At 64.5% G+C, this 20,915-nt stretch carries 20 protein-coding genes; 6 read left to right on the forward strand and 14 right to left on the reverse strand.

Annotated features, from left to right (window positions below; translation table 11 throughout):
- The first annotated feature begins 31 nt into the window (after window positions 1-31).
- Window positions 32-784 carry a sulfate transporter CysZ gene (cysZ, locus tag A9O65_RS08550; protein WP_064699956.1) on the forward strand — a complete coding sequence of 251 codons (753 nt, stop codon included), beginning with the start codon at window positions 32-34 and terminating at the stop codon, window positions 782-784.
- Window positions 785-797: 13 nt separating this feature from the next.
- On the opposite strand, the gene phoR is transcribed toward cysZ, so the two are convergent.
- The 4 genes from phoR to A9O65_RS08570 all read right to left on the reverse strand — a co-directional run bounded on the left by phoR (window position 798) and on the right by A9O65_RS08570 (window position 4,483).
- A complete protein-coding gene (phoR, locus tag A9O65_RS08555; protein WP_064699957.1) occupies window positions 798-2,120 on the reverse strand; it encodes a phosphate regulon sensor histidine kinase PhoR in 1,323 nt (440 codons plus the stop codon).
- A gap of 1 nt (window position 2,121) precedes the next feature.
- Entirely contained in the window at window positions 2,122-2,811 is a 690-nt protein-coding gene (phoB, locus tag A9O65_RS08560) for a phosphate regulon transcriptional regulator PhoB (protein ID WP_064699958.1), read from the reverse strand.
- Window positions 2,812-2,919: 108 nt separating this feature from the next.
- Entirely contained in the window at window positions 2,920-3,813 is an 894-nt protein-coding gene (ubiA, locus tag A9O65_RS08565; RefSeq protein ID WP_064700015.1) for a 4-hydroxybenzoate octaprenyltransferase, read from the reverse strand.
- Between the two features lie 130 nt (window positions 3,814-3,943).
- Window positions 3,944-4,483, reverse strand: a complete 540-nt coding sequence (locus A9O65_RS08570; RefSeq protein ID WP_064701868.1) for a chorismate--pyruvate lyase family protein — start codon at window positions 4,481-4,483, stop codon at window positions 3,944-3,946.
- A 101-nt stretch (window positions 4,484-4,584) separates the two neighbouring features.
- Between A9O65_RS08570 and A9O65_RS08575 the strand changes: the two genes are divergently transcribed.
- The 4 genes from A9O65_RS08575 (at window position 4,585) to yccS (ending at window position 9,002) form a co-directional block, all read left to right on the forward strand.
- Entirely contained in the window at window positions 4,585-5,745 is a 1,161-nt protein-coding gene (locus A9O65_RS08575; RefSeq protein WP_064699960.1) for an NAD(P)/FAD-dependent oxidoreductase, read from the forward strand.
- A gap of 227 nt (window positions 5,746-5,972) precedes the next feature.
- The gene (locus tag A9O65_RS08580; protein ID WP_064699961.1) at window positions 5,973-6,248 is read left to right on the forward strand and encodes an HU family DNA-binding protein; all 276 of its coding nucleotides are present in this window, start codon (window positions 5,973-5,975) and stop codon (window positions 6,246-6,248) included.
- A 75-nt stretch (window positions 6,249-6,323) separates the two neighbouring features.
- Window positions 6,324-6,680, forward strand: a complete 357-nt coding sequence (locus tag A9O65_RS08585) for a hypothetical protein (RefSeq protein ID WP_064699962.1) — start codon at window positions 6,324-6,326, stop codon at window positions 6,678-6,680.
- 126 nt (window positions 6,681-6,806) lie between these two features.
- Window positions 6,807-9,002, forward strand: coding sequence for a YccS family putative transporter (gene yccS, locus A9O65_RS08590; protein ID WP_064701869.1), 2,196 nt, complete (start codon window positions 6,807-6,809; stop codon window positions 9,000-9,002).
- Window positions 9,003-9,076: 74 nt separating this feature from the next.
- Here yccS and recG read toward each other — a convergent pair whose 3' ends face one another.
- Window positions 9,077-11,158 (reverse strand): ATP-dependent DNA helicase RecG, encoded by a 2,082-nt coding sequence (gene recG / locus A9O65_RS08595; RefSeq protein WP_064699966.1) that lies wholly within the window; start codon window positions 11,156-11,158, stop codon window positions 9,077-9,079.
- Window positions 11,155-12,072: a hydrogen peroxide-inducible genes activator gene (locus tag A9O65_RS08600; RefSeq protein WP_064699967.1), complete on the reverse strand. Its 918-nt coding sequence runs from the start codon at window positions 12,070-12,072 to the stop codon at window positions 11,155-11,157. The genes recG and A9O65_RS08600 overlap by 4 nt, the downstream gene beginning before the upstream one ends.
- A 97-nt stretch (window positions 12,073-12,169) precedes the next feature.
- Between A9O65_RS08600 and A9O65_RS08605 the strand changes: the two genes are divergently transcribed.
- Entirely contained in the window at window positions 12,170-13,048 is an 879-nt protein-coding gene (locus A9O65_RS08605; RefSeq protein ID WP_064701870.1) for an SDR family oxidoreductase, read from the forward strand.
- A gap of 25 nt (window positions 13,049-13,073) precedes the next feature.
- Here the strand turns inward: A9O65_RS08605 and thpR are convergent, their stop codons facing one another.
- The 8 genes from thpR to A9O65_RS08645 form a co-directional block, all read right to left on the reverse strand.
- Window positions 13,074-13,583: an RNA 2',3'-cyclic phosphodiesterase gene (thpR, locus tag A9O65_RS08610; protein ID WP_064701871.1), complete on the reverse strand. Its 510-nt coding sequence runs from the start codon at window positions 13,581-13,583 to the stop codon at window positions 13,074-13,076.
- Between the two features lie 38 nt (window positions 13,584-13,621).
- Window positions 13,622-14,011: a RidA family protein gene (gene ridA / locus A9O65_RS08615; protein ID WP_064699970.1), complete on the reverse strand. Its 390-nt coding sequence runs from the start codon at window positions 14,009-14,011 to the stop codon at window positions 13,622-13,624.
- Between the two features lie 91 nt (window positions 14,012-14,102).
- Window positions 14,103-16,238 (reverse strand): RelA/SpoT family protein, encoded by a 2,136-nt coding sequence (locus A9O65_RS08620; RefSeq protein WP_064701872.1) that lies wholly within the window; start codon window positions 16,236-16,238, stop codon window positions 14,103-14,105.
- A gap of 66 nt (window positions 16,239-16,304) precedes the next feature.
- Window positions 16,305-16,571: a DNA-directed RNA polymerase subunit omega gene (rpoZ, locus tag A9O65_RS08625; RefSeq protein ID WP_064699972.1), complete on the reverse strand. Its 267-nt coding sequence runs from the start codon at window positions 16,569-16,571 to the stop codon at window positions 16,305-16,307.
- An 82-nt stretch (window positions 16,572-16,653) separates the two neighbouring features.
- The gene (gmk, locus tag A9O65_RS08630; protein WP_064699973.1) at window positions 16,654-17,286 is read right to left on the reverse strand and encodes a guanylate kinase; all 633 of its coding nucleotides are present in this window, start codon (window positions 17,284-17,286) and stop codon (window positions 16,654-16,656) included.
- 79 nt (window positions 17,287-17,365) lie between these two features.
- The gene (locus tag A9O65_RS08635) at window positions 17,366-18,556 is read right to left on the reverse strand and encodes an MFS transporter (RefSeq protein WP_064701873.1); all 1,191 of its coding nucleotides are present in this window, start codon (window positions 18,554-18,556) and stop codon (window positions 17,366-17,368) included.
- 287 nt (window positions 18,557-18,843) lie between these two features.
- The gene (locus A9O65_RS08640; RefSeq protein WP_064701874.1) at window positions 18,844-19,794 is read right to left on the reverse strand and encodes a bile acid:sodium symporter family protein; all 951 of its coding nucleotides are present in this window, start codon (window positions 19,792-19,794) and stop codon (window positions 18,844-18,846) included.
- Window positions 19,795-19,964: 170 nt separating this feature from the next.
- The gene (locus A9O65_RS08645) at window positions 19,965-20,828 is read right to left on the reverse strand and encodes a YicC/YloC family endoribonuclease (RefSeq protein WP_064701875.1); all 864 of its coding nucleotides are present in this window, start codon (window positions 20,826-20,828) and stop codon (window positions 19,965-19,967) included.
- Window positions 20,829-20,915: the final 87 nt, after the last annotated feature.

Here is a 20,915-nt window from a genome sequence, read left to right on the forward strand (position 1 = left end):
CCATGTCGTCGTGATCGAGGATATTGAACCCATGCTGGATGCTTTCACGGCGCTTTCCCGGGGGACTCGCCTGGTCTATACGCGCGGGCTGCGGCGCTATGTGTTCCTGCCGATACTTGCCAACCTGCTCGTCTACGGGAGCATGCTGACTTATGTGCTGAGCCATTTCGGTGGCTGGCTGGACGGCTGGATGGCGATGGTGCCGGGATGGCTCGATTGGCTCTCCTGGCTGATCTGGCCGTTGTTCGTGATCAGTCTGGTGCTGATCGTGTTCTTTACCTTCACCCTGGTGACGCACCTGATCGCCGCGCCTTTCTACGGCTTTCTGGCGGAAAAGGTCGAGATCGAGGTGACCGGGCGTGCACCGCTGGACGATCGGAGCCTGGTGCGTGCCGGCATCGATGCCCTCGGGCGCGAGTTGGTCAAGCTGGCCTACATCCTGCCGCGCATGGCGATCCTGTTCGTGATCAGCTGGATTCCCGTGATCAACCTGATCGCACCACTGCTGTGGGGCGCCTTCACGGCCTGGACCATGGCCATCACCTATCTCGATTATCCCATGGACAACAACAAGGTGAGCTTCGCCGACATGCGCCGGCGGCTTGCGGCGCGCCGTTGGTCGACCCTGACCTATGGCGGCTGGGTGACGCTGATCACCTGGGTGCCCCTGGCCAACCTCTTCCTGCTGCCCGGCGCCGTGGCCGCTGCGGTGTTGATGTGGGATCGCCATTATCGGGAACTCGCCCCGATCGGCGAAGGTATCGTCCCGCCCCGGTCGCGCTGAACGATACCAGGGATCAGGCTTGCTGTTGGCGGCCGCTGTCGCTTTCGGCGGCGACCAGCCGCTCATCGGGAAACACGCAGCGAAAGGTGGCGCCTTCGCCGAGGCGGGAATCGATCTCGAGCCGTGCGTCGTGGCGCAGCAGCACGTGCTTGACGATGGCCAGGCCTAGCCCGGTGCCTCCGGTGGCCGTGCTGCGCCCTTTGTCGACCCGGTAGAAGCGTTCGGTGAGGCGCGGAATGTGGTGCGAGTCGATCCCCTCGCCGTCGTCTTCCACCTCCAGGCAGGCGCCGCCTGCATGGCGTGTCCAGCGCAGGACGATATGGCTTTGTTCCCCGGCATAGCGCACGGCGTTGAAGGCGAGGTTGGACAAGGCGCTGTGGATTTCCTTCTCGCTGCCGAGCAGGCGGCGGGATTCGTCGATCTCCACGTCGAAATGATGGCGGCCGTCGGAAAGCGCCTCGGCATCGCGGCGGACATGATCCAGCAGGCCGGTGAGATCGATGGGAGTGTCGTCCTGACCGCCCTGATCGATCTCGAGCCTTGACAGCAGCAGCAGGTCGTTGACCAGGTTCTGCATTCGCGTCGTCTGGCTGCGCATCTGCTCGAAACCGCGTCCCAGTCGGCCGGGCAACTGATCGGCCATGTCGCCATAGGTTTCCAGATAGCCGCTCAGTACCGTCAAAGGTGTCCGCAGCTCATGGGAGACGTTGGCCACGAAGTCGCGCCGCATCTGCTCGAGGCGATGCAAGCGCGTGATATCGCGGGCCATCACCAGGCGTTCATCGTCGCCGTACAGGGTGATCTGGAACTGCAGGATCATCTGCTCGTCGATGGGGGAGTTCAATGTCAGGGGTTCGCGATAATCGCGAGCCTGAAAGTAGTCGATGAAGCGTGGATCGCGCAGCAGGTTGGTGATGTGCTGGCCGCGGTCATGGGCGGGCTTAAGTCCCAGCATGCGTTCGGCGGCACTGTTCCACCATTCCATGTCGCCATGGCGGTCGAGCATGACCACGCTGTCGCGCATCGCCTCGGAGGATTCCTGGATCCGCCTCAAGGTGTCGCGCAGGCGTCGCTGGGTAATGCGCTGGCCCTTCTGGTAGCGGTAGAGGCGATCGAACAGCTCGCCCCACAGCCCCGAAGCGGCCGGAGGCTCATCATGCGGATGATGGGCCAGCCATTCGTGCAGGGCGTGCAACTGGCGCAGCTGATAGGCTAGCTGGAGCGCCAGGGCCACCGCGATACCGGCGCCGATGGCGGAGAAGGGCCAGCCGATCAGGGCACCGATGGCGGTCAAGCCCACCAGGCGCCAGAGTTCTCGTTTCCAGAGCCGACTCACGTCAGCCCTTGGCGGAGAAACGGTAGCCCGTACCACGCACGGTCTGGATCAACTGCTGGTACGGGTCGCCCAGCGCCTTGCGCAGGCGGCGAATGTGCACATCCACGGTACGCTCCTCGACATAGACGTTGCCTCCCCATACCTGGTCGAGCAATTGTCCTCGTGTGTAGGCGCGTTCCTGGTGAGTCATGAAGAACTGCAACAGGCGATATTCGGTAGGACCGACTTCCAGGGACTTGCCGTCGACGCTGACGCGGTGGCTGACCGGGTCGAGTATCAGGCCGTCGACTTCCACCGGATCCTCGACGCCATGGGGCGTCGAGCGGCGCAGCACCGCCTTGAGACGGGCAACCAGTTCCCGGGGCGAAAAGGGCTTGGTGATATAGTCGTCGGCGCCGGATTCCAGCCCCTGGATCTTGTTGTCCTCTTCGCTCTTGGCCGTGAGCATGATGAGTGGCAGCTCGGCGGTGGCCTCCTCGCGCTTCAGGCGGCGAGCGAGCTCGATGCCGCTGGTCCCGGGCATCATCCAGTCGAGCAGTACCAGATCAGGTTGGTGGTCGACGATCATGGCATGGGCGGTCTGGGCATTGTCCGCCTCGAGGACATGATAGTCGGCCATCTCCAGCGCAACGGCGATCATTTCGCGGATCGGCGCTTCATCATCGACGATCAGTACGGTCTTGGCGGTCATCCCGGGGCCTCATGGTCAAGGTCAATGACAAGTCGGTGACGATGACAGCATTTCTTTATGACAATACCGTGACAACCTCGTCTTGTCGCCTTCTTGTGGGAACCGATTTCAGCCGCCGAGCGATGGCCACCAGGAGAGTCCAATACCCGCAAAGACCAGCAGGCCCGACCAATGATTGTTGAGGAAGGCCTGGAAGCAGCGGTCGCGATCCCGACCATGGATCAAGCGCTGCTGGTGCACGAAGGTCGCCGCCATGGCGGCCAGCCCCAGCCAGAAGAAGCCGCCCAGGCTCAACGATAGCCCCACTTTGGCCAGCAGGGCCAGGGTGACGAACTGCAGCAGGCCGATCATCAGCTTGTCGGCGCGACCGAACAGCACGGCTGTGGACTTGATGCCGATCTTCAGGTCGTCATCCCGGTCGACCATCGCATACTCGGTATCATAGGCCACGGTCCAGGCCACGTTGGCCGCCATCAGCAGCCAGGCTTCGGTCGGAATATGGCCGAGCACCGCGCCGAATGCCATGGGAATGCCCCAGGAGAAGGCGGCACCCAGGAAGACCTGGGGAAGATGGGTGTAGCGCTTCATGAAGGGATAGATGAAGGCGAGGAAAACGCCACCGACCGACAGCATCACTGTAAAAGGATTGGTGAACCACACCAGGACGAAGGCGAGCAGCACCAGAGTGACGAAAAGTCCCTTGGCCTCCCGCTCACTGATCCGGCCCGTGGCGAGAGGGCGGTTGCGGGTGCGCTTGACGTGACCGTCGAAATGCCGGTCGGCGTAATCGTTGACCACGCAGCCTGCGGCGCGCATCAGATAGACGCCGGCGACGAAGACCAGCACGATCCGGCGCTCGGGAACGCCCTGGGCCGCCATCCAAAGTGCCCAGAGGGTCGGCCACATCAACAGCCAGGTACCGATGGGCCGGTCGAGGCGGGTGAGATGCAGGAAATCGGGGAGTCGGGCCAGCCCGGAAGGGCGCATCAGGGATGAATCCATCAGGTTCTCTCGCATGGAGCGGCCCTGCCGGATGCCTCGTCCGGGGCGGAGAGCGCGGCGGGCGCGGACACGGTTTACGGGCGCTGTCTGAAAAGTGGACGAGCGCAGTCACTTTTCAAGAGTGTCTAGCCTAACGTGAAGGCAAGCCAAGATCATCCACCATGGCCTGCTGGAAGAACTCCTGAACGAGTACCGTGAAACGGTCATGTCGCAGGATCGAGCGGCGTCCCCAGGGACCTTCGGCATCGCAAAAGGGGCCCGAGGTTGCGCAGATCTCGATCGGACCGCGTTCGAGATCGGGTTGGCGGAACAGCCAACTGCCCATGGAGCGCTCGCCGAGCCGCTCCAGCCGGTAGTGGTCGTGAGCGGGATTCAGCGGTGCGACCGAGCGAGCCATGACCCAGGGACGATCGTCCAGGCACAACGCCACTTCACGGACCCAGGCGAGCTGGTGCATCGTCAGGCCCAGGGCGAGGGATTCGTCGCGGCTCGGATAGCCATGACGCTGGTCGAGCAGCCGGACCCGGAAGCGGCGTGGATGGCCGGCCTCGATCAGTCGCTCGGTCAGCGAATCCTGGGTGGCCAACCAATCCCACCAGCTGGGGCTCATGTCCGGACGGACAGCCGCCAGGGGACGCCATCGGGGTTCGAGTGATGGGTCGTTGCGCAATTCGTGCTCTCCGCGTCCTATCCCGGGGGCGTCTAGTGTACCATGTCGGGTCGACATACCGCCCCGTGGTGGGCCTGGCGGCCCGTGCAACGAGGATTTTCATGACCGCTCCCCTGACCCTTATCGGCTCCGGCATGGCTGGTCTCGGCCTGGTACGCCAACTGCGTGCCCAGCAGCCGGAGCGGCCGATCACGCTGCTCACCGCCGACAGCGGTGACGATTACTCCAAGCCGATGCTGTCCACCGGCTTCTCCAAGCGCCTGCCTCCCGAGCGCCTGGCCAGCCGTTCCGCTTTCGACGTCGCCGAGACGCTCGATGTGGTGGTGCGTACCCGGACGCGTGTCGATGCCATCGAGCCGGCCGAGCGCCAGCTGGTCATCGGTGCCGAGCGCCTGCCCTTTGATGAGCTGGTGCTGGCCACCGGCGCGGTGCCCACGCCGCCCTTTGCCATTCCCGAGTCCCTGGCCGGACGGGTCTTCACCATCAACGATCTCGATGATTATCGCGCTTTCCACGCCGCCCTGGAGGCGCTGGGCAGGCCGGCGAGAGTGGCCATCGTCGGCATCGGCCTGGTGGGCTGCGAGTATGCCAACGACCTGACCGCTGGCGGACACGCCGTCGAGATGATCGCGCCGGAGGCCGCTCCCTTGCCGCGCCTGTTGCCGGAACCTCTGGGCCATGCACTTGGCGAGGCCTTCGTCGAGGCCGGTATCGTGCTGCACACAGGTCGCAGCGTGGTCGAGTTGACCGATGCCGGCGCCCGGGCCGGCGTCACCCTCGACGACGGCACCGACCTCGAAGCCGATCTGGTGCTGGTGGCCACCGGACTGCGGCCGCGCACCGAGCTTGCCGAGGCGGCGGGACTGTCGGTGGGTCCCGAGGGAATTCGTACCGATCGTTATCTCGCCACCTCGGTGCCGGGTATTCATGCCTTGGGGGACGTCGCGTGCGTCGATGGCATCAACGCCATGTACGTCCAGCCGCTGCAGGCCAGTGCCAAGGCGCTGGCGGCGACGCTTGCCGGCACCCCCACCGCCGTGCGTTATGGACCCTGGCCGGTACTGGTGAAGACCCCGTTGTTGCCGGTCGTCTCATTGCCGCCGCGAGAGACGCCCGCAGGCTGGCGCATCGAGGGTGAGGGACGAGATCTGAGCGCCCTGGCCGAAGCCGAAGACGGACGTTTGATCGGATTTGCGTTGACGGGAAGCCAGGTACGTCGGAAAGTCGAACTGGCGCGGATCGCTCCGCCGTTGCTAGGCTAGAGTCGTCGACGACGGCGCCACCCGGTGTCTCCGGTTGTCGGCCGTTGTGAGCGGGCACCACTTGGCGTGTCACCAACGAGGCTGTCGCCCATGGGGCCCGGGTCCTTCGAGACAGGGTTGCCGATGGCCGTGCGATGGGCGGAGTCGAACGATTCATGGTCGAAGAACCCGAAGAACAAGAGTGCCGGTGGGACGACACCGGTAGGATGTCAAACAAGGAGGGCTGTATGCGCAAACCAGAACTCGCCGCGGCGATTGCCGAGCGTGCCGATCTATCCAAGGACAAGGCCAGTCAGGTACTCAATGTCATTCTCGATGAGATTACCGGCAGTGTGTCCGACGGGAAGGATGTGTCATTGATCGGTTTTGGAACCTTCACCGTGCGCGAGCGAGCTGCCCGCACCGGCAAGAACCCCCAGACCGGTGAGCCGCTTACCATCCCGGCCAGCAAGACGGTGGCTTTCAAGCCGGGCAAAGGGCTCAAGGACGCTGTTGCCAAGTAAAGGCCCGTCCCGGCACGGCCCGCCATTGTGGCGGGCCGTGAATTTCCCTCCCGAAACAGCCTCGGATATCCCTGCATGAAGCTTCGAGTGATGTTGTGGGTGCTGGGTGTGCTGCTCAAGCGAGCCCTGCGCCGGAAGTCCCGATTCCGTGAACGCCTGACCGAGATGCGTGGGCTGGACTGGGGTATCGCCACCGAAGATCTCTCCATTGCCCGTCATTACCGGATGTCGCCGCAAGGTATCGAGACCGGCACTGGCCTGCCGGTGGATCTCGATCTGGAGCTGCGTTTCGAGGATGCCGCCTCTGCGGTACGCATCCTTCGCAAGCCGACCCAGCAAGCCTTCCTCGACGGCATGATGGCAGGCAAGGTGCGTCTGGTCGGCGATTCCGGTGACTTGAACCGGTTACAGAAGTTGCTGCGCGATATCTGAAAGGGCCGCAAGCCGGCTCTTTGCGGCCGAGGCGTCGGCGAACTGCTGAGGAAGCGTTATACTAAAGTCTAGTATCGAGCGTCATCCTGCACTGACGCCACGCTGTCCATGATGCCTACGGAGCCTATGCTGCCGCCTTCCCTCTCCCAGCCCCTGCGTCGCCTCTGGACCCTGGAGTCCTTTGCCTACAGCCTGCGCGTCTTCATCGCCCTGACCGGCACCGTCATCCTTTGCTGGTGGCGCGATGACATGAACAGCCTGATTCCTCTGTTCCTGGGAATCATCGCCAGCGCCCTGGCCGAGACGGACGACCACTGGCGAGACCGGCTACGAGCCCTGTTGGTGACCCTGTGCTGCTTCACGGTGGCATCGCTGGCGGTGGAGCTGCTGTTCGACAAGCCGGGATGGTTCGCCTTCGGGCTGGCGCTGGCGACCTTTTCCATGACCATGCTCGGTGCGGTGAATCAGCGCTATGCGACCATTGCCAGCGCCACGCTGATCCTGGCGATCTACACCATGATCAGCCTCGAACATCGCGGCAACCCGGCTCTGGGCGATGTCTGGCGCGAGCCTGCCTTGCTGGTTGTCGGCGCGGCCTGGTATGGCGCGATCTCGGTTGTCTGGTGCGCCCTCTTCTCGCGTCAGCCCCTGAAACTCTCCCTGGCGCGTCTCTTTCGTGAACTGGGTCGTTACCTGGCGCTCAAGTCGGCGTTGTTCGAGCCCTTGCGCGACCTGGACGTCGAGGAACGCCGCCTGGCTCTGGCGCGACAGAACGGGCGCGTGGTCGAGGCGCTCAACCAGGCCAAGGAGATGATCTTCCGGCGCCTGCAGGGAACTCGGGGGAGCGGCAAGCTGGATCGCTACCTGCAGCTTTATTTCATCGCCCAGGATATCCATGAACGTGCCAGCTCAACGCATTATCCCTATGGGGAGCTGACCGAGGCCTTCTTCCATCATGACGTGCTGTTCCGCGCCCAACGGCTGCTCGACCAGCAGGGACAGGCCTGCCGGGCCCTGTCCAGTTCGCTCTTGCTCAATCGTGCCTTCGAGCACGCGCGAAGCGAGCGCGCGCTGGAGGACCTGAATGCTTCTCTGGTTCATCTCGACCAGCAGGATCGCCCTGAATGGCGCTCCCTGCTTCCCTTCCTGAGTGCCCTGGCCGATAACCTGGCGACCCTGGAGAAGCGCCTGGCCAGTGCCAGCAATCCCGAGGCCACGACGCCGCGTGCGGATGCGGCCCTCTATGACCGGACACCGCATGGCGTGCGGGACATTGGGGAACGCATCCTTGACCAGTTGACCCCGCGGTCGGCGGTGTTTCGCCATGCCGTGCGCCTGACCGTGACTCTGCTGGCGGGGTACGGAATGCTGCACTTGATTCATCCCACCCAAGGGTACTGGATCCTGCTGACCAGTCTCTTCGTCTGCCGACCCAGCTTCGGAGCGACGCGACGTTTCCTGAGGCAGCGCATCCTGGGCACGGTGGTCGGTCTGGTGGCCGGCTGGGCGTTGATCACGCTGTTTCCTGCCGCATCGATCCAGGTGGCCATCGCGGTGCTGGCCGGGGTCGCCTTCTTCGCCCTGCGCGGACGGCGCTACCTGCTGGCCACGGCTTCGATCACCCTGATGGTGCTGTGCTGCTTCAACCAAGTGGGCGATGGCTTCGGGCTGATCTGGCCACGCCTGTTCGATACCTTGCTGGGTGCCGGTATCGCGGGGCTGGCGGTGCTGCTGATCCTGCCCGACTGGCAAGGCCGCCGGCTGCATCATCAGGCGGCGACGACCCTGGACGCCAGCCGCGCCTATTTCGTCGCGATCATCGATCAGTATCGCCATGGCAAGCGCGACGATCTCGGCTATCGACTGGCGCGACGCAATGCCCACAATGCCGATGCCGAGCTCTCGACGCTGATCGGCAATGTGTTGCAGGAGCCTGAGTTCTTTCGCCGGGATGCCGATGTCGGGCTGCGCTTCCTGCTTCACTCCCACACCTTGCTCAATTACCTCTCGGCACTCGGGGCCCATCGAGACACGGAGAGCACACCGTGCGATGGATCCATCGAGGTGGCGGCTGAGGCCATTGAGTCATCATTGGGGAGGTTGGCCAGCGCGCTGAGCGAGCGCTTGCCCGTAGACGAAAAGGACACGGCGCTGTCGACGGGGCTGGCCGCTCTGGATACCGAGCCGACCCCGGGTGAGTCCCCCTTGCTGCGTACCCAACTGGCGCTGATCGGTCAGCAACTGATGCCGCTGCGGCAGGCAGCGGCGAGACTCGATCATTCCGATGAGTCTGAAGATGCCGGGCTGCACCCGGAGTCGTAAGTTAGAAGCTGTAAGCTTTAAGAAAAGCTCGCCCCGTTGGCCTGTCTGGCAGCAACATCTCTTGCTTCTTTTGCCTAGACCTGCCCATAACGGTCGGCCGTTTCACCGAGCCAGCGTCGGATCAGCGGCTGGCTGGCTTCCGGGTGAGTGGCCAGCAGGGCCTCGGCCAGGGGCGAGACGTGCGGCAGCAGGTCGGCATCGCGTTCCAGATCGGCGATCTTCATCTGCGCCAGGCCGGTCTGCCGGGTGCCCAGTACCTCGCCGGGCCCGCGAATTTCCAGGTCGCGTTCGGCGATGCGGAAGCCATCGGTGGTCTCGCGCATCACCGTGAGGCGCTGTCGCGAGGTCTCGGAGAGCGGCGGATGGTAGAGCAGCAGGCAATAGCTCTCGGTGGAGCCCCGGCCGACCCGGCCGCGCAACTGATGAAGCTGTGACAGGCCCAGTCGCTCGGGATTCTCGATGATCATCAGGCTGGCATTGGGCACGTCGACCCCCACCTCGATCACGGTGGTGGCCACCAGCAGGTCCAGTTCGCCTTCCTTGAAGGCGGACATTACCTCGGCCTTCTCGCTGGCCTTCATGCGACCATGCACCAGGCCGATGTGCAGGCCCGGCAGGGCCTCCACCAGCTCATCCCGGGTTGCCTCGGCGGCCTGGCACTGCAGTGCCTCGGATTCCTCGATCAGGGTGCAGACCCAGTAGGCCTGGCGACCCTCGGCACAGGCGTGACGAATTCGTTCGACCACGTCCGGGCGACGTTCATCCGGTACTACCGCGGTCTTCACCGGCGTGCGGCCAGGAGGAAGCTCGTCGATCACCGAGACATCCAGGTCGGCGTAGGCGCTCATTGCCAGGGTGCGCGGGATGGGGGTGGCGGTCATCACCAACTGGTGTGGCGTGAGTCCGCCGGCCTCGCCTTTCTCGCGCAGCGCCAGGCGCTGGTGGACCCCGAAGCGATGCTGTTCGTCGATGATCGCCAGCCCCAGGCGCTGAAAGTGCACATCGCCCTGGAAGAGCGCATGGGTGCCGACCACCATTCGCGCTCGGCCATCGTGAATCGCCGCCTTGGTGTCGAGTCGCGCTTTTCCCTTGAGCTTGCCGGACAGCCAGGCCACATCGATGCCGAGGGGTTCGAACCAGGCTCGGAAAGCGCGGTAATGCTGTTCGGCGAGGATCTCGGTGGGCGCCATGATGGCAGCCTGGCAATCTCCGGCGATGGCCGACAGTGCCGCCATGGCGGCCACCACGGTCTTGCCTGATCCTACGTCACCTTGCACCAGGCGCAGCATGGGCATTTCACCGGCCAGATCGGCGCGAATCTCGTCGAGTACGCGCCGTTGGGCGCCGGTCAGCGCAAAGGGCAGCTGGGTGAGAAAGCGGGCCTGGAGGCCGCGTCCGTCGGGCAGCGAGGGAGCGCCGTCACGCTGGATGCGCAGGCGAACCTCGCGCAGGCTCAACTGATGGGCGAGCAGTTCCTCCAGGGCCAGGCGGCGAGTGGCAGGGTGCTGACCCTCGGCCAGGGCCTGGGGATCGGCATCCGGTGGCGGACGATGCAGGATCTGCAGGCATTCGTGCAGGGCCGGGAGCGCGAAGCGCTGGCGCAGGGACTCCGGCAGCCATTCCGGCAGCTCGTCGGGTGCCGCGTCGAGGCGGGCCAGCGCCTGGCCGATCAAGGCGCGCAGCCGGGTCTGGTGAAGGCCCTCTGTGGTGGGGTAAATGGGGGTCAGGTGATCTTCCACCGGGGCGGTGGCATCGTTGAGCAGTCGATATTCCGGATGGTAGATCTCGAGCCCCGTGGCACCGGCGCGAGCTTCGCCGAAGGCGCGCACACGGGTGCCGGCGTGGAACTGCTGCTGCTGGGCCGGGGAAAAATGAAAAAAGCGCAGGCTGAGAATGCCGGAGCCGTCGCGCAGGCGCACCAGCAGGCTGCGGCGGCGGCCCCGAACCACCTCCGCGGCCGCCACCTCGCCTTCCACTACCGCTTCGCTCCCGGCGCGCAGGGTAGCAATGGGGGTCACGCGGGTACGGTCCTGATAGCGCAACGGCAGGTGAAACAACAGGTCGGCCACGGAGTCGATCCGCAAGCGGGCCAGTTTCAGTGCCAGCGCCTCGCCGACGCCCTTGAGGTGGGTAACGGGGGCGTCGAGTTCGCTCATGCCAAGGCCGGTTCCTGTGCTCGACAGTGTGCGATGGCGTTGGTCACCGCGTCGATGGCCTGGGGCCTCGGGAAGCTGGCGCGCCAGGCGATCGCCACGGTGCGTCCGGGTGCCGGCGGTGCGAAGGGCCGGCTGGTCAGTAGTCCACGCTCATAGTGGCTGCCGATGGCAGAGCTGGGCAGCACCGTGATGCCAAGCCGTGAGGCGACCATGTGGCGAATGGTCTCCAACGATCCCCCTTCGGCGGTGAGGGTGTTGTTGGGGCTGTTGAGCTTGTGGCTGATGGCCGGACAGGCTTCGAGGATCTGGTCACGGAAGCAATGACCCTCGCCGAGCAGCAGGAGGCGTTCCTGAAGCAGATCTTCCTTGGGGATGCTGTCGCGATTCGCCCAGGCATGATCGGCGGGCATCAGTACTTCGAAGTCCTCCTCATAGAGCGCCTTGGTCACCACATCGGTCTCGGTAAAGGGCAGGGCCACGATGATGGCGTCCAGCTCGCCGCTGCGGAGCTTGCGACGCAACTCGCCGGTGAAGCCTTCCTCGATGTAGAGGGGCATCTGCGGCGCTCGTCGGCTCAGCTCCGGCACCAGGTACGGAAACAGGTAGGGGCCGATGGTATAGATGGCACCAATGCGCAGCGGGCTGGCCAGTTGATCGCGGCCGGCGGTGGCCAGTTCCTTGATCACGCTGCTCTGTTCGAGCACGCGCTGGGCCTGCTCGACGATCCGCTCGCCCAGCGGCGTCACCTGAACAGTGGATTTCGAGCGCTCGAAAAGCGCCACGCCAAGCTCTTCCTCGAGTTTCTTCACCGCGACCGACAGGGTGGGCTGGGAAACGAAGCAATGCTCGGCGGCGCGTCCGAAGTGGCGCTCCTGGGCCAAGGTTACGATATAACGGAGTTCTGTTAGAGTCATTGTGGTGCCGGGCATCCTCTTATATACGTAGTGGGTCCCGCCGTCAGGGTATGCTCACTCATATGATAGGGACTTTTTATCAGGGGGCGAAGCAAAGGTGAAGAAGACGACGCTTATTCTTGGGTGTGGGGATATCGGCACGGTCCTGGGCAAGGAGCTGCACGGGGCTGGTCATCGGGTCGTCGGCGTGCGTCGAGATGCCCGCGAACTGGCCGATACGGTCATCGAGGGGGTCTCGGCGGACCTTGGTGATGCCGAGGCACTGGCCGCGCTGCCGGATGCCGATATCCTGGTCTATGTGGTCAGCGCCGACCGTTTCGAGGAAGAGGCCTATCGTGCCGCTTACCCTGATGGTCTGAAGGCGGTGCTCACCGAATTCGCCGAGCGTGCGCAGGCACCTCGTCACATTTTCTTCGTCTCTTCCACCAGTGTCTACGCCCAGCAGGACGGCGAGGTCGTCGACGAGGAGAGCCCGACAGAACCCAGGGGCTTTTCCGGCAAGCTGATGCGCGAGGCCGAACAGGCCCTGATCGAGCATCGGCTGCCCGGCAGTGTGGTGCGTTTCTCGGGCATCTATGGCCCGGGGCGCGATCGTCTGATTCGACAGGTTGGGGAAGGGCGCATTGCCGCCGCCACGCCGACCATGTATTCCAATCGCATCCATCGGGATGACTGTGCCGGTGTGCTGGCCCACCTGGTCGACCGCGCCCTGGCCGGCGAGACGTTGCACGAGCTGTATCTCGCCAGCGACTGCGAACCCGCGCCGATCCATGAAGTGATGACCTGGCTGGCCAGGCAGCTCAAGGTCGAGTCCAGCGAGACCATTCAGTCGCCATTGCGGCGGCGAGCCAGCAAGCGTTGCGACAATACTCGCCTGCTCGAGAGTGGCTACCGCTTTCGTTATCCCAGTTACCGGGAAGGCTATGCTCAGGTGCTGCGAGCCGGGGGATATCTGCCGGATCCGGCCATGGGCTGACGCTGAGCGTGAACGCTGGTTCGGCTCATGCGCGAGTCCAGGCGAGGGGCGTGTAACGGCTCCCCTGGTCAGTGGGTTCCGAGAGCACCAGTGCCGCCCGCGTATAAGACCAGTCCTCGGCGACGTCGGGCAGGGATGGCCCGGGCGGCTGTTCGGCACGCCTCAGCAGGGTGACGTGCGGCGTGAAGCGCCTGGGCTGCGAGGCGATGCCGATGGCCTCCAGCTCTTCCCGCAGCGACTGCTGAAGCTGCACCAGAGGGCTTTCGGGTTCCCCCCCGATCCACACGATGCCGGGTCCGGCGAAGTGTCCCCAACGATCAAGCCGCCATTGCCCCGGGACAATGCGTATGCTGCTCAGCCAGTTGGCGAGCTGCTCGACCCGTTGCGCGGGCTGCTCGCCGAGAAAGGCCAGAGTGAGGTGCAGGTTGTCATCGGGAACGCGCCGTCCGCGGCAATGGGCGTGGGCGGTGTCGGCGAGTTCACCGAACCGCCGCCGGAGCGCCGGCGGCGGCACCAGGGCGAGAAAGAGCCTCATAAATTCAAGCTGTTATGGCTCAATGAATCCGCCTTTCCTCAGTCACCGATGACCAACACCGCCTCGGCCTCGACCTGACTGCCCTTGGGCAGCGCCTTGACGCCGACGGCAGCGCGCGCTGGATAGGGCGTGTCGAAGACTTCTTCCATGATCCGGTTGACGATGGCGAAGTTGTCCAGGTCCACCAGGTAGAGGTTGAGCTTGACCACGTCCTTGAGGCCGCCGGCGGCTTCCTCGCAGACGGCCTTGAGGTTGGCGAAGACCTGGCGTGCCTGGGCCTCGAAGTCGTCGGAGACGATCTCCATGGTCGCCGGGTCCAGGGGAATCTGGCCGGACAGGTAAACGGTGTTGCCGGCCTTGATGGCCTGGGAGTAAGGGCCGATGGCGGCGGGCGCCTGATCGGTGTTGATGACAGCCTTGTTGCTCATGGTGTTCTCCGTGTGGTGGCTGTGTTGAAACGCGACAAATAAAAAGGAGTACCTCGCCCGCCGCTGCCGCGACGGGCGAGGGCGGAACGGATCAATTGCTGAGTCGGGTGATCTTGCCGACGTGCGAGAGGTTGCGCAGTCGTTTGATGATGCGCGCCAGGTGGACACGATCGCGCACAGCCAGAGTCAGGCTGACAATCGACAAGCGGGCATCGCGCTCTTCGATGTCGATGCGCTCGATGTTGGCATCCGCATCGGTGATCAGGCTGGCCAGTTCCGCCACCAGGCCGCGCCGGCTCTCCACCTCGAGGCGCAGCGGAACCGGGAAGTCTTCGTCGATCTGATCGGACCAGCTCAAGGCGAACAGCTTGTCCGGGTCGCTGCGGAGCTCGGCGAGATTACGGCAGTCCGCCCGGTGGACGACGATGCCCTTGCCGGCCGAGAGGTGGCCGATCACCGGGTCGCCGGGCAGCGGATGACAGCAACGCGCGAACTTGATCACCATGCCTTCGGCACCGCTGATCATGATGGGACCCTGAACCTGGTTCCTGGCGGTCGGCGCTGGCATATGGTCGCCGTGCTGGTAGTCGACGAGGCGTCGCGCGACCACATGGGCGACTCGGGTGCCGAGCCCGATGGACGTCAGCAATGCCTCTTCGTCGGCCAGATCGTTCTCCGCCAACAGGGCTTCCAAGGGCCCGGAAGGCAACTCCTCGAGGCTGGTCTCGAAGGTGGCCAGGGCCTTGTTGAGCAGGCGTCGTCCGAGCTGGACGGCCTCGGTGTGCTGCTGGTGCTTGAGGGCGTGGCGAATCGCCGAGCGTGCCTTGGCGGTGACCACCACATTGAGCCACGCCAGGTTGGGGCGTGCGCCGGGCGCGGTGATGATCTCCAGGGTCTGGCCGCTCTCCAGGCGGGTGGAGAGCGGTGCCAGGTGACGATCGATGCGACAGGCGATGCAGCTGTTGCCGATATCGGTATGCACGCTGTAGGCGAAGTCGATTACCGTCGCACCCTGGGGCAGCTCCATGATGTCGCCCTTGGGGGTGAACACGTAGATATCGTCGGGGAAGAGGTCGTTTTTGACGTGCTCGATGAATTCGAGCGAATCCCCGGCATGGCGCTGCATCTCGAGCAGTCCCTTGACCCACGCCCGGGCCCGGGCGTGGCTGCCCTCGGCGATGGGGTGCTCGGTCTGGCCGGCCTTGTAGAGCCAGTGGGCGGCGATGCCGTTGTTGGCCATGGCCTCCATTTCCCGGGTGCGGATCTGCACCTCGATGGGCATGCCGCCGGTGCCGAACAGGGTGGTGTGCAGGCTCTGGTAGCCATTGGCCTTGGGAATGGCGATATAGTCCTTGAAGCGACCCGGCACCGGCTTGTAGAGGTTGTGCACCACGCCGAGGATGCGATAGCAGGTATCCACGTCCTGGGTGATGATGCGAAAGCCGAAGACATCCATGATCTCGGCGAACGACTTCCGCTGGTCGCGCATCTTTCGGTAGATCGACAGTAGATGCTTCTGGCGGCCGATCACCGACCCTTTCAGGCCTTCGTCGTCGAGGCTCTTCTGCAGGCTGTTCTGTATCTGCCGAATGGAGGCACGGCGCTGCCCCCGGGCGCTCGCCACGGCACGCTTGATGCGTTCGGAGCGCATCGGGTGGAGGGCCTGGAAGGAAAGGTCCTCGAGCTCGACGCGGATGGTGTTGATGCCCAGCCGGCTGGCGACACGCGCGTAGATTTCCAGGGTCTCGCGGGCGATGCGGCGTTTCTTCTCGGGACGCAGCGCGCCGAGAGTGCGCATGTTGTGCAATCGATCGGCGAGCTTGACGATGATCACCCGGATGTCCCGGGACATCGCCAGCACCATCTTCTGGAAATTCTCGGCCTGGGCGACCGCCTTGTCCTCGAAGGTGATCTGGGTCAGCTTGGAGACGCCGTCGACGAGCTCCGCGACCGGCTTGCCGAACTGCTTGCCAAGGGCCTCCTTGTCGACGCCGGTGTCCTCGATGACATCGTGCAGCATGGCTGCCATCAGGCTCTGATGGTCCATGTGCATGTTGGCAAGGATATTGGCGACGGCCAGGGGATGCGTCACATAGGGCTCGCCGGAACGACGGCGCTGACCATCGTGTGCCTGCTCGGCATAGTAGAAGGCACGCTTGACCTGCTGGATCTCGTCCTGGGGTAGGTAGCCGCCGAGGCGGTCGGCCAGGTCATCGATGGTGAACATACGGCGCGCCCTGAATGCTTCGTGATGGCCCGGAGGAGGCGTCGGCGGAAAACCGAGGGACCGGGATCATTCCTCGAGGGGGGCACCCTGTTCGGTATTATCTGGCCGCACTGGCGGGGTACTGGCCTCCAGGGGTTCGTCCAGCACGCTGGCGTCCACCAGGCCTGCGGCGATTTCGCGCAGCGCCATCACGGTGGGCTTGTCGTTTTCCCACGGCAACAGGGCGTCACGGGAGCCGCGGGACAGCTGACGGGCCCGCTGGGTGGAAATCATGACCAGCTTGAAGCGGTTTTCGACGTTTTCCAGACAATCTTCGACAGTGACTCGCGCCATGGATGCCTTCCTGAGAGCTGACGGGAAAAGCCCCGGCCGGCGTCTTGGCGCCCCGGGGATTCCAGTGGATAGACAGGATAGATTACTCGACCCCCGGCTCCTCTGACAAGAGCGCGTCCAGCAGGGGCGCCAGGCGCTCGCTGGCTCTTGCCTGGCTCAGGCGGTGGGCGGTCACCAGCGACTGCAGTTCGCGCAGGGCGGTGGTGAAGTCGTCGTTGATGACCAGGTAGTCGTATTCATGATGATGCGACATTTCGCTGATCGCCTCGTGCATGCGCGAGGCGATCACCGCGTGCTGGTCGGTGCCGCGGCCGGCCAGGCGACGTTCCAGCTCCTCCCGCGAGGGCGGCAGGATGAATACCGAGACGGCATCGGGAAAGAGGGCCCGTACCTGGCGAGCGCCCTGCCAGTCGATCTCGAGGATCACGTCCTGGCCGGCGTTCAGCAGGTGTTCCACGGCGGCGCGGGAGGTGCCGTACAGGTTGTCGAAGACCTGGGCATACTCGAGAAACTCGCCACGCTCGATCATCGCCTCGAAGGTCGCATGGTCGACGAAGTGATAGTTCACGCCATCGACCTCGCCCTCGCGGCGCGGGCGCGTCGTATGCGAGACCGATACCTTGAGGCCGTCGAGGCTCTCGATCAGCTCACGCACCAGGCTGGTCTTGCCGGCGCCGGAGGGAGCGGAAACGATGAACAGCGTACCTTGGGGCATGGGCGGAGATCCTAAGCAATGGGCGGCTCGTGGAAAGAGGCGAGTATCGCATATTCGCCTCCATCGCCCTACCCCATGATCAGGCCGTGTTCGGCGTTCCGTAGCGGCGGCGCTCCTGCCACAGGCCGATGGTGAAGACCACCAGGCCGCCGCAGGCAAGGCCTGCGCCCACCAGACCGGAGGATGACCAGACGGCGCCGGCCTTGATGGTCACCGCGGCGAGCCAGGCGCCCAGGGCGTTGGCGCAGTTGAAGGCGGCATGGTTCATCGAGGCGGCCATGGTCTGGGCATCGCCGGCGACATCCATCAGACGGGTCTGCAATGCCGGGCCGAGTGCCATGCTGGTACCCACCAGGCCGACGAAGATCAGGCCGGTGACGAGATGATTGGCGGCGAAGAAGAAGCCGCCCTGTACCAGCAGGCACCAGACCAGAATGCAGGGAATCGCCTTGATCAGATTCTTGTCGGCCGCGCGTGCGCCAACCAGGTTGCCGATGATGGTGCCGATGCCGAAGATCGTCAGCACCCAGGGCCCCACAGCCTCGGACATGCCGGCCTGATTCGACAGGGTGGGCACCACATAGCTGAATACCGCGAACATACCGCCGAAGCCGATGCTGGCCACGCCCAGAGTGAACAGTACGCGTTGCTTGACCAGCGCCGAAAGCTCGCGCTTAGGGCTGGCGTTGGGGTCGTGCGGTTGACTCGGTACCCAGAGGCGGATCATCAAGGCGGTGAGCAGGGCGATGACGCCTACGCCGAGGAAGGCGCTGTGCCAGCCGAGCCATTGGCCCGTCCAGGTCGCCAGGGGAGCGCCGAGCACGATGGCGGTGGTCAGACCCAGCATGACGCGGCTGACCGCTCGGGCGCGCTGTTCGATGGGGACGGCGGCGGCGGCTACCAGCGCGGCAACGCCGAAATAGGCGCCATGTGGCAGGCCGGCCAGGAAGCGCAAGCCGACGAAGGGCCAGAAGGAGGTGGCGAGGGCACTGGCGATGTTGCCGACGGCAAACACCAGCATCAGGACGATCAAGAGCAGGCGACGCGGAACGCGTGCGGCCAGCGCCGAGATCAGCGGGGCGCCGACCACCACGCCCAGGGCGTAGCTGGAGATGGCATAGCCCACCTCGGCAGTGGCGACCTGCAGGTCGGCGGCGACTCGCTCGAGCAAGCCCATGATCACGAACTCGCTGGTGCCGATACCGAAACCGCCCAGGGCCAGCGCGAGCTCGGCCAGGCGGGGGTTGTGCGCCTTGGTGTCGGTCGACATGGTGTTCTCCGAAAAACGAAAGCGATCCTGCCGGGAGGACAGGATCGCGGAAAATTACTACAAAAGTATAAAGGGTGGTGGCGCGGGATGCGACCCAAGGCGTTCACATTTGCCGTGGGCACCTCCTCTCGCCTTGATCCCGAGCGGATCACCCTGCGGACTGCCCTCATTCTCGATCTTGAGCTCCACGGCGCGGCAGGGGGCGATGGCCGCTGGCGCAGCAAGGGGATATGAACGCTCAGGCTGGGGCGAAAAGGCCGGGCATTCCAGCATGCCCGGCCAAGATGTCATCTTCGTGGTGTGGCAGTCGCAGGCGGTGCATGCGAGACGTGCCGGTGCTTCCAGTAACCGGCCAGCAGTGAGCCGGACACGTTGTGCCACACTGAGAACAGCGCCCCGGGCAGCGCCGCGCCGGCGCTGAAGAACTGGTTGGCCAGTGTCACCGCCAGTCCGGAGTTCTGCAGGCCGACCTCGAAGGCGATGGTACGAGCGGTGCGCGTGTCGAAGCGCAGCAACCGCGCCAGACCGTACCCCGCGGCGAGACCGATGCCGTTATGCGCGATGACCGCCAGCGCCACGATCGGCCCCAAGGTGGTCAGTCGCCCGGCATTGAGCGCTACCACGATGGCGATGATCAAGACGATGGACGCCATGGCCAACGTCGCCAGGGCCGGTTCCACACGCTGAACATGCATCCCCAGGAAATGGTGAATCACCATGCCGAGCATGATGGGGGCCACCACCAGCTGGCCGATGCTCATCAGCATCCCCAGAACAGGCACATCGATGCTCTGGCCCAGCAGCAGCAGCGTGAGCAACGGCGTGGCGATGACCGAGATCAAGGTTGACACCATGGTCATCGATACCGACAGGGCCACATGCCCGCCGGCCAGCCAGGTCATCACGTTGGATGACGTACCGCCTGCCGTAGCGCCCACCAGCACCATGCCAATGGTCAGTTCGGTGGAAAGGCCGAGAAGTCTTGAGATCACCAACGCCGCCAGCGGCATCACCAGGAACTGCAGGAGAACGCCCACGGCAATCGGCTTGGGTGACTTCACCACGCGCGCGAAGTCGCTTTTGGTGAGCGTCAGCCCCATGGCGAACATGATGACCACCAGCAATGTCTTGATATAGCCGGCCAGTCCGGTGAAAAACTCCGGCACGAGGGCAGCAATGACGGCCAGCAGGATGGCCCAGACGGGAAACAGGCGATTGATACGTTCGAAGGTGGGCATGTGTGTTCCAGGCGTTGAAGGATCGATTGACGGCCGCTGAAGCGGCTCTGTTTATCGCGAGGCGTCGGGCGACGTCGCGTTGAGAAGCCATATGATGCCGCAATGGCCACGGTGCTCGAAAGTCGACCTTCTGTGCATCACAACGCGCCCACGGGTTGGTGGGGCCGGCATCACTCGATGTTCTGGATCTGCTCGCGCATCTGCTCGATCAGCACCTTGAGCTCGACGGCGCAGCGGGTGGTGTCGGTGACGACCGATTTCGATGACAGGGTGTTGGCCTCGCGATTGAGTTCCTGCATCAGGAAGTCCAGCCGGCGGCCGACCGGCCCGCGGCTTGCCAATTGTCGCTTCGCTTCGCCGACATGTGCCTCGAGGCGGTCGAGTTCCTCGGCCACATCGTCCTTCTGGGCCACGAGCACCATCTCGGCCTCGAGGCGTTGCGGGTCGAGCTCGGTCTTGGCGCTTTCCAGTCGCTCGTGGAGTTGATCGCGTTGGCGCGCCAGTATGTCGGGCAGCAGGCGGCGGACCTCGGCCACCTGTTCGAGAATGGCGTCGAGACGCGCGTCGATCAGGGCGGCGAGCTTGTCGCCTTCACGGGCACGGCCGGCCTCCAGGTCATCCAGGGCGCTACGGAAGAGGGCGCGCGCCTCGGATTTGACGATGTCCATGTCGGGGCCGGGGATTTCCAGAACGCCGGGGTGGTTGAGCAGCGCCAGGGCATCGGGCATGGCGGCTTGGGGCACGCCAGCGCGCACATCGGCCAGGGCGTTGGCTAGTGCCTCGAGGCGCGTGCGGTTGACGCTCAGCTGGGCGTCGCCGGTGGCGGGTGTGAAGCGCAGATGACACTCGACCTTGCCGCGTGCCAGTCGGCCGCGCAGGGCCTCCCGGAAATCAGGCTCGAGGTCGCGTAGTGTCTCGGGCAGGCGGAAATGGGGTTCGAGATAGCGCTGGTTGACCGAGCGCAGCTCCAGTTGCAGATACCCCCAGTCGGCATCCAGGTCCTGCCGGGAAAAGGCCGTCATGCTGTGGACCATGTCAGACTCCGGTCGGCGGTCAGTGAAACTGGCAGTGTAAGGGAAACCCACGGCAAATGCCTGGGGTCCGTCTTGGGTGGGTGTTTT

This window comes from Halomonas caseinilytica, assembly GCF_001662305.1.
In the GTDB taxonomy this organism is placed as follows: Bacteria; Pseudomonadota; Gammaproteobacteria; order Pseudomonadales; family Halomonadaceae; genus Halomonas; species Halomonas caseinilytica.

Coding starts and splice junctions, on each gene's coding strand:
- cysZ (WP_064699956.1), top strand. CDS start 32: ATGCTGGATGCTTTCACGGCGCTTTCCCGGGGGACTCGCCTGGTCTAT.
- phoB (WP_064699958.1), bottom strand. CDS start 2,811: ATGACCGCCAAGACCGTACTGATCGTCGATGATGAAGCGCCGATCCGC.
- ubiA (WP_064700015.1), bottom strand. CDS start 3,813: ATGGATTCATCCCTGATGCGCCCTTCCGGGCTGGCCCGACTCCCCGAT.
- A9O65_RS08575 (WP_064699960.1), top strand. CDS start 4,585: ATGACCGCTCCCCTGACCCTTATCGGCTCCGGCATGGCTGGTCTCGGC.
- A9O65_RS08580 (WP_064699961.1), top strand. CDS start 5,973: ATGCGCAAACCAGAACTCGCCGCGGCGATTGCCGAGCGTGCCGATCTA.
- A9O65_RS08585 (WP_064699962.1), top strand. CDS start 6,324: ATGAAGCTTCGAGTGATGTTGTGGGTGCTGGGTGTGCTGCTCAAGCGA.
- yccS (WP_064701869.1), top strand. CDS start 6,807: ATGCTGCCGCCTTCCCTCTCCCAGCCCCTGCGTCGCCTCTGGACCCTG.
- recG (WP_064699966.1), bottom strand. CDS start 11,158: ATGAGCGAACTCGACGCCCCCGTTACCCACCTCAAGGGCGTCGGCGAG.
- A9O65_RS08600 (WP_064699967.1), bottom strand. CDS start 12,072: ATGACTCTAACAGAACTCCGTTATATCGTAACCTTGGCCCAGGAGCGC.
- thpR (WP_064701871.1), bottom strand. CDS start 13,583: ATGAGGCTCTTTCTCGCCCTGGTGCCGCCGCCGGCGCTCCGGCGGCGG.
- ridA (WP_064699970.1), bottom strand. CDS start 14,011: ATGAGCAACAAGGCTGTCATCAACACCGATCAGGCGCCCGCCGCCATC.
- A9O65_RS08620 (WP_064701872.1), bottom strand. CDS start 16,238: ATGTTCACCATCGATGACCTGGCCGACCGCCTCGGCGGCTACCTACCC.
- rpoZ (WP_064699972.1), bottom strand. CDS start 16,571: ATGGCGCGAGTCACTGTCGAAGATTGTCTGGAAAACGTCGAAAACCGC.
- gmk (WP_064699973.1), bottom strand. CDS start 17,286: ATGCCCCAAGGTACGCTGTTCATCGTTTCCGCTCCCTCCGGCGCCGGC.
- A9O65_RS08635 (WP_064701873.1), bottom strand. CDS start 18,556: ATGTCGACCGACACCAAGGCGCACAACCCCCGCCTGGCCGAGCTCGCG.
- A9O65_RS08640 (WP_064701874.1), bottom strand. CDS start 19,794: ATGCCCACCTTCGAACGTATCAATCGCCTGTTTCCCGTCTGGGCCATC.
- A9O65_RS08645 (WP_064701875.1), bottom strand. CDS start 20,828: ATGGTCCACAGCATGACGGCCTTTTCCCGGCAGGACCTGGATGCCGAC.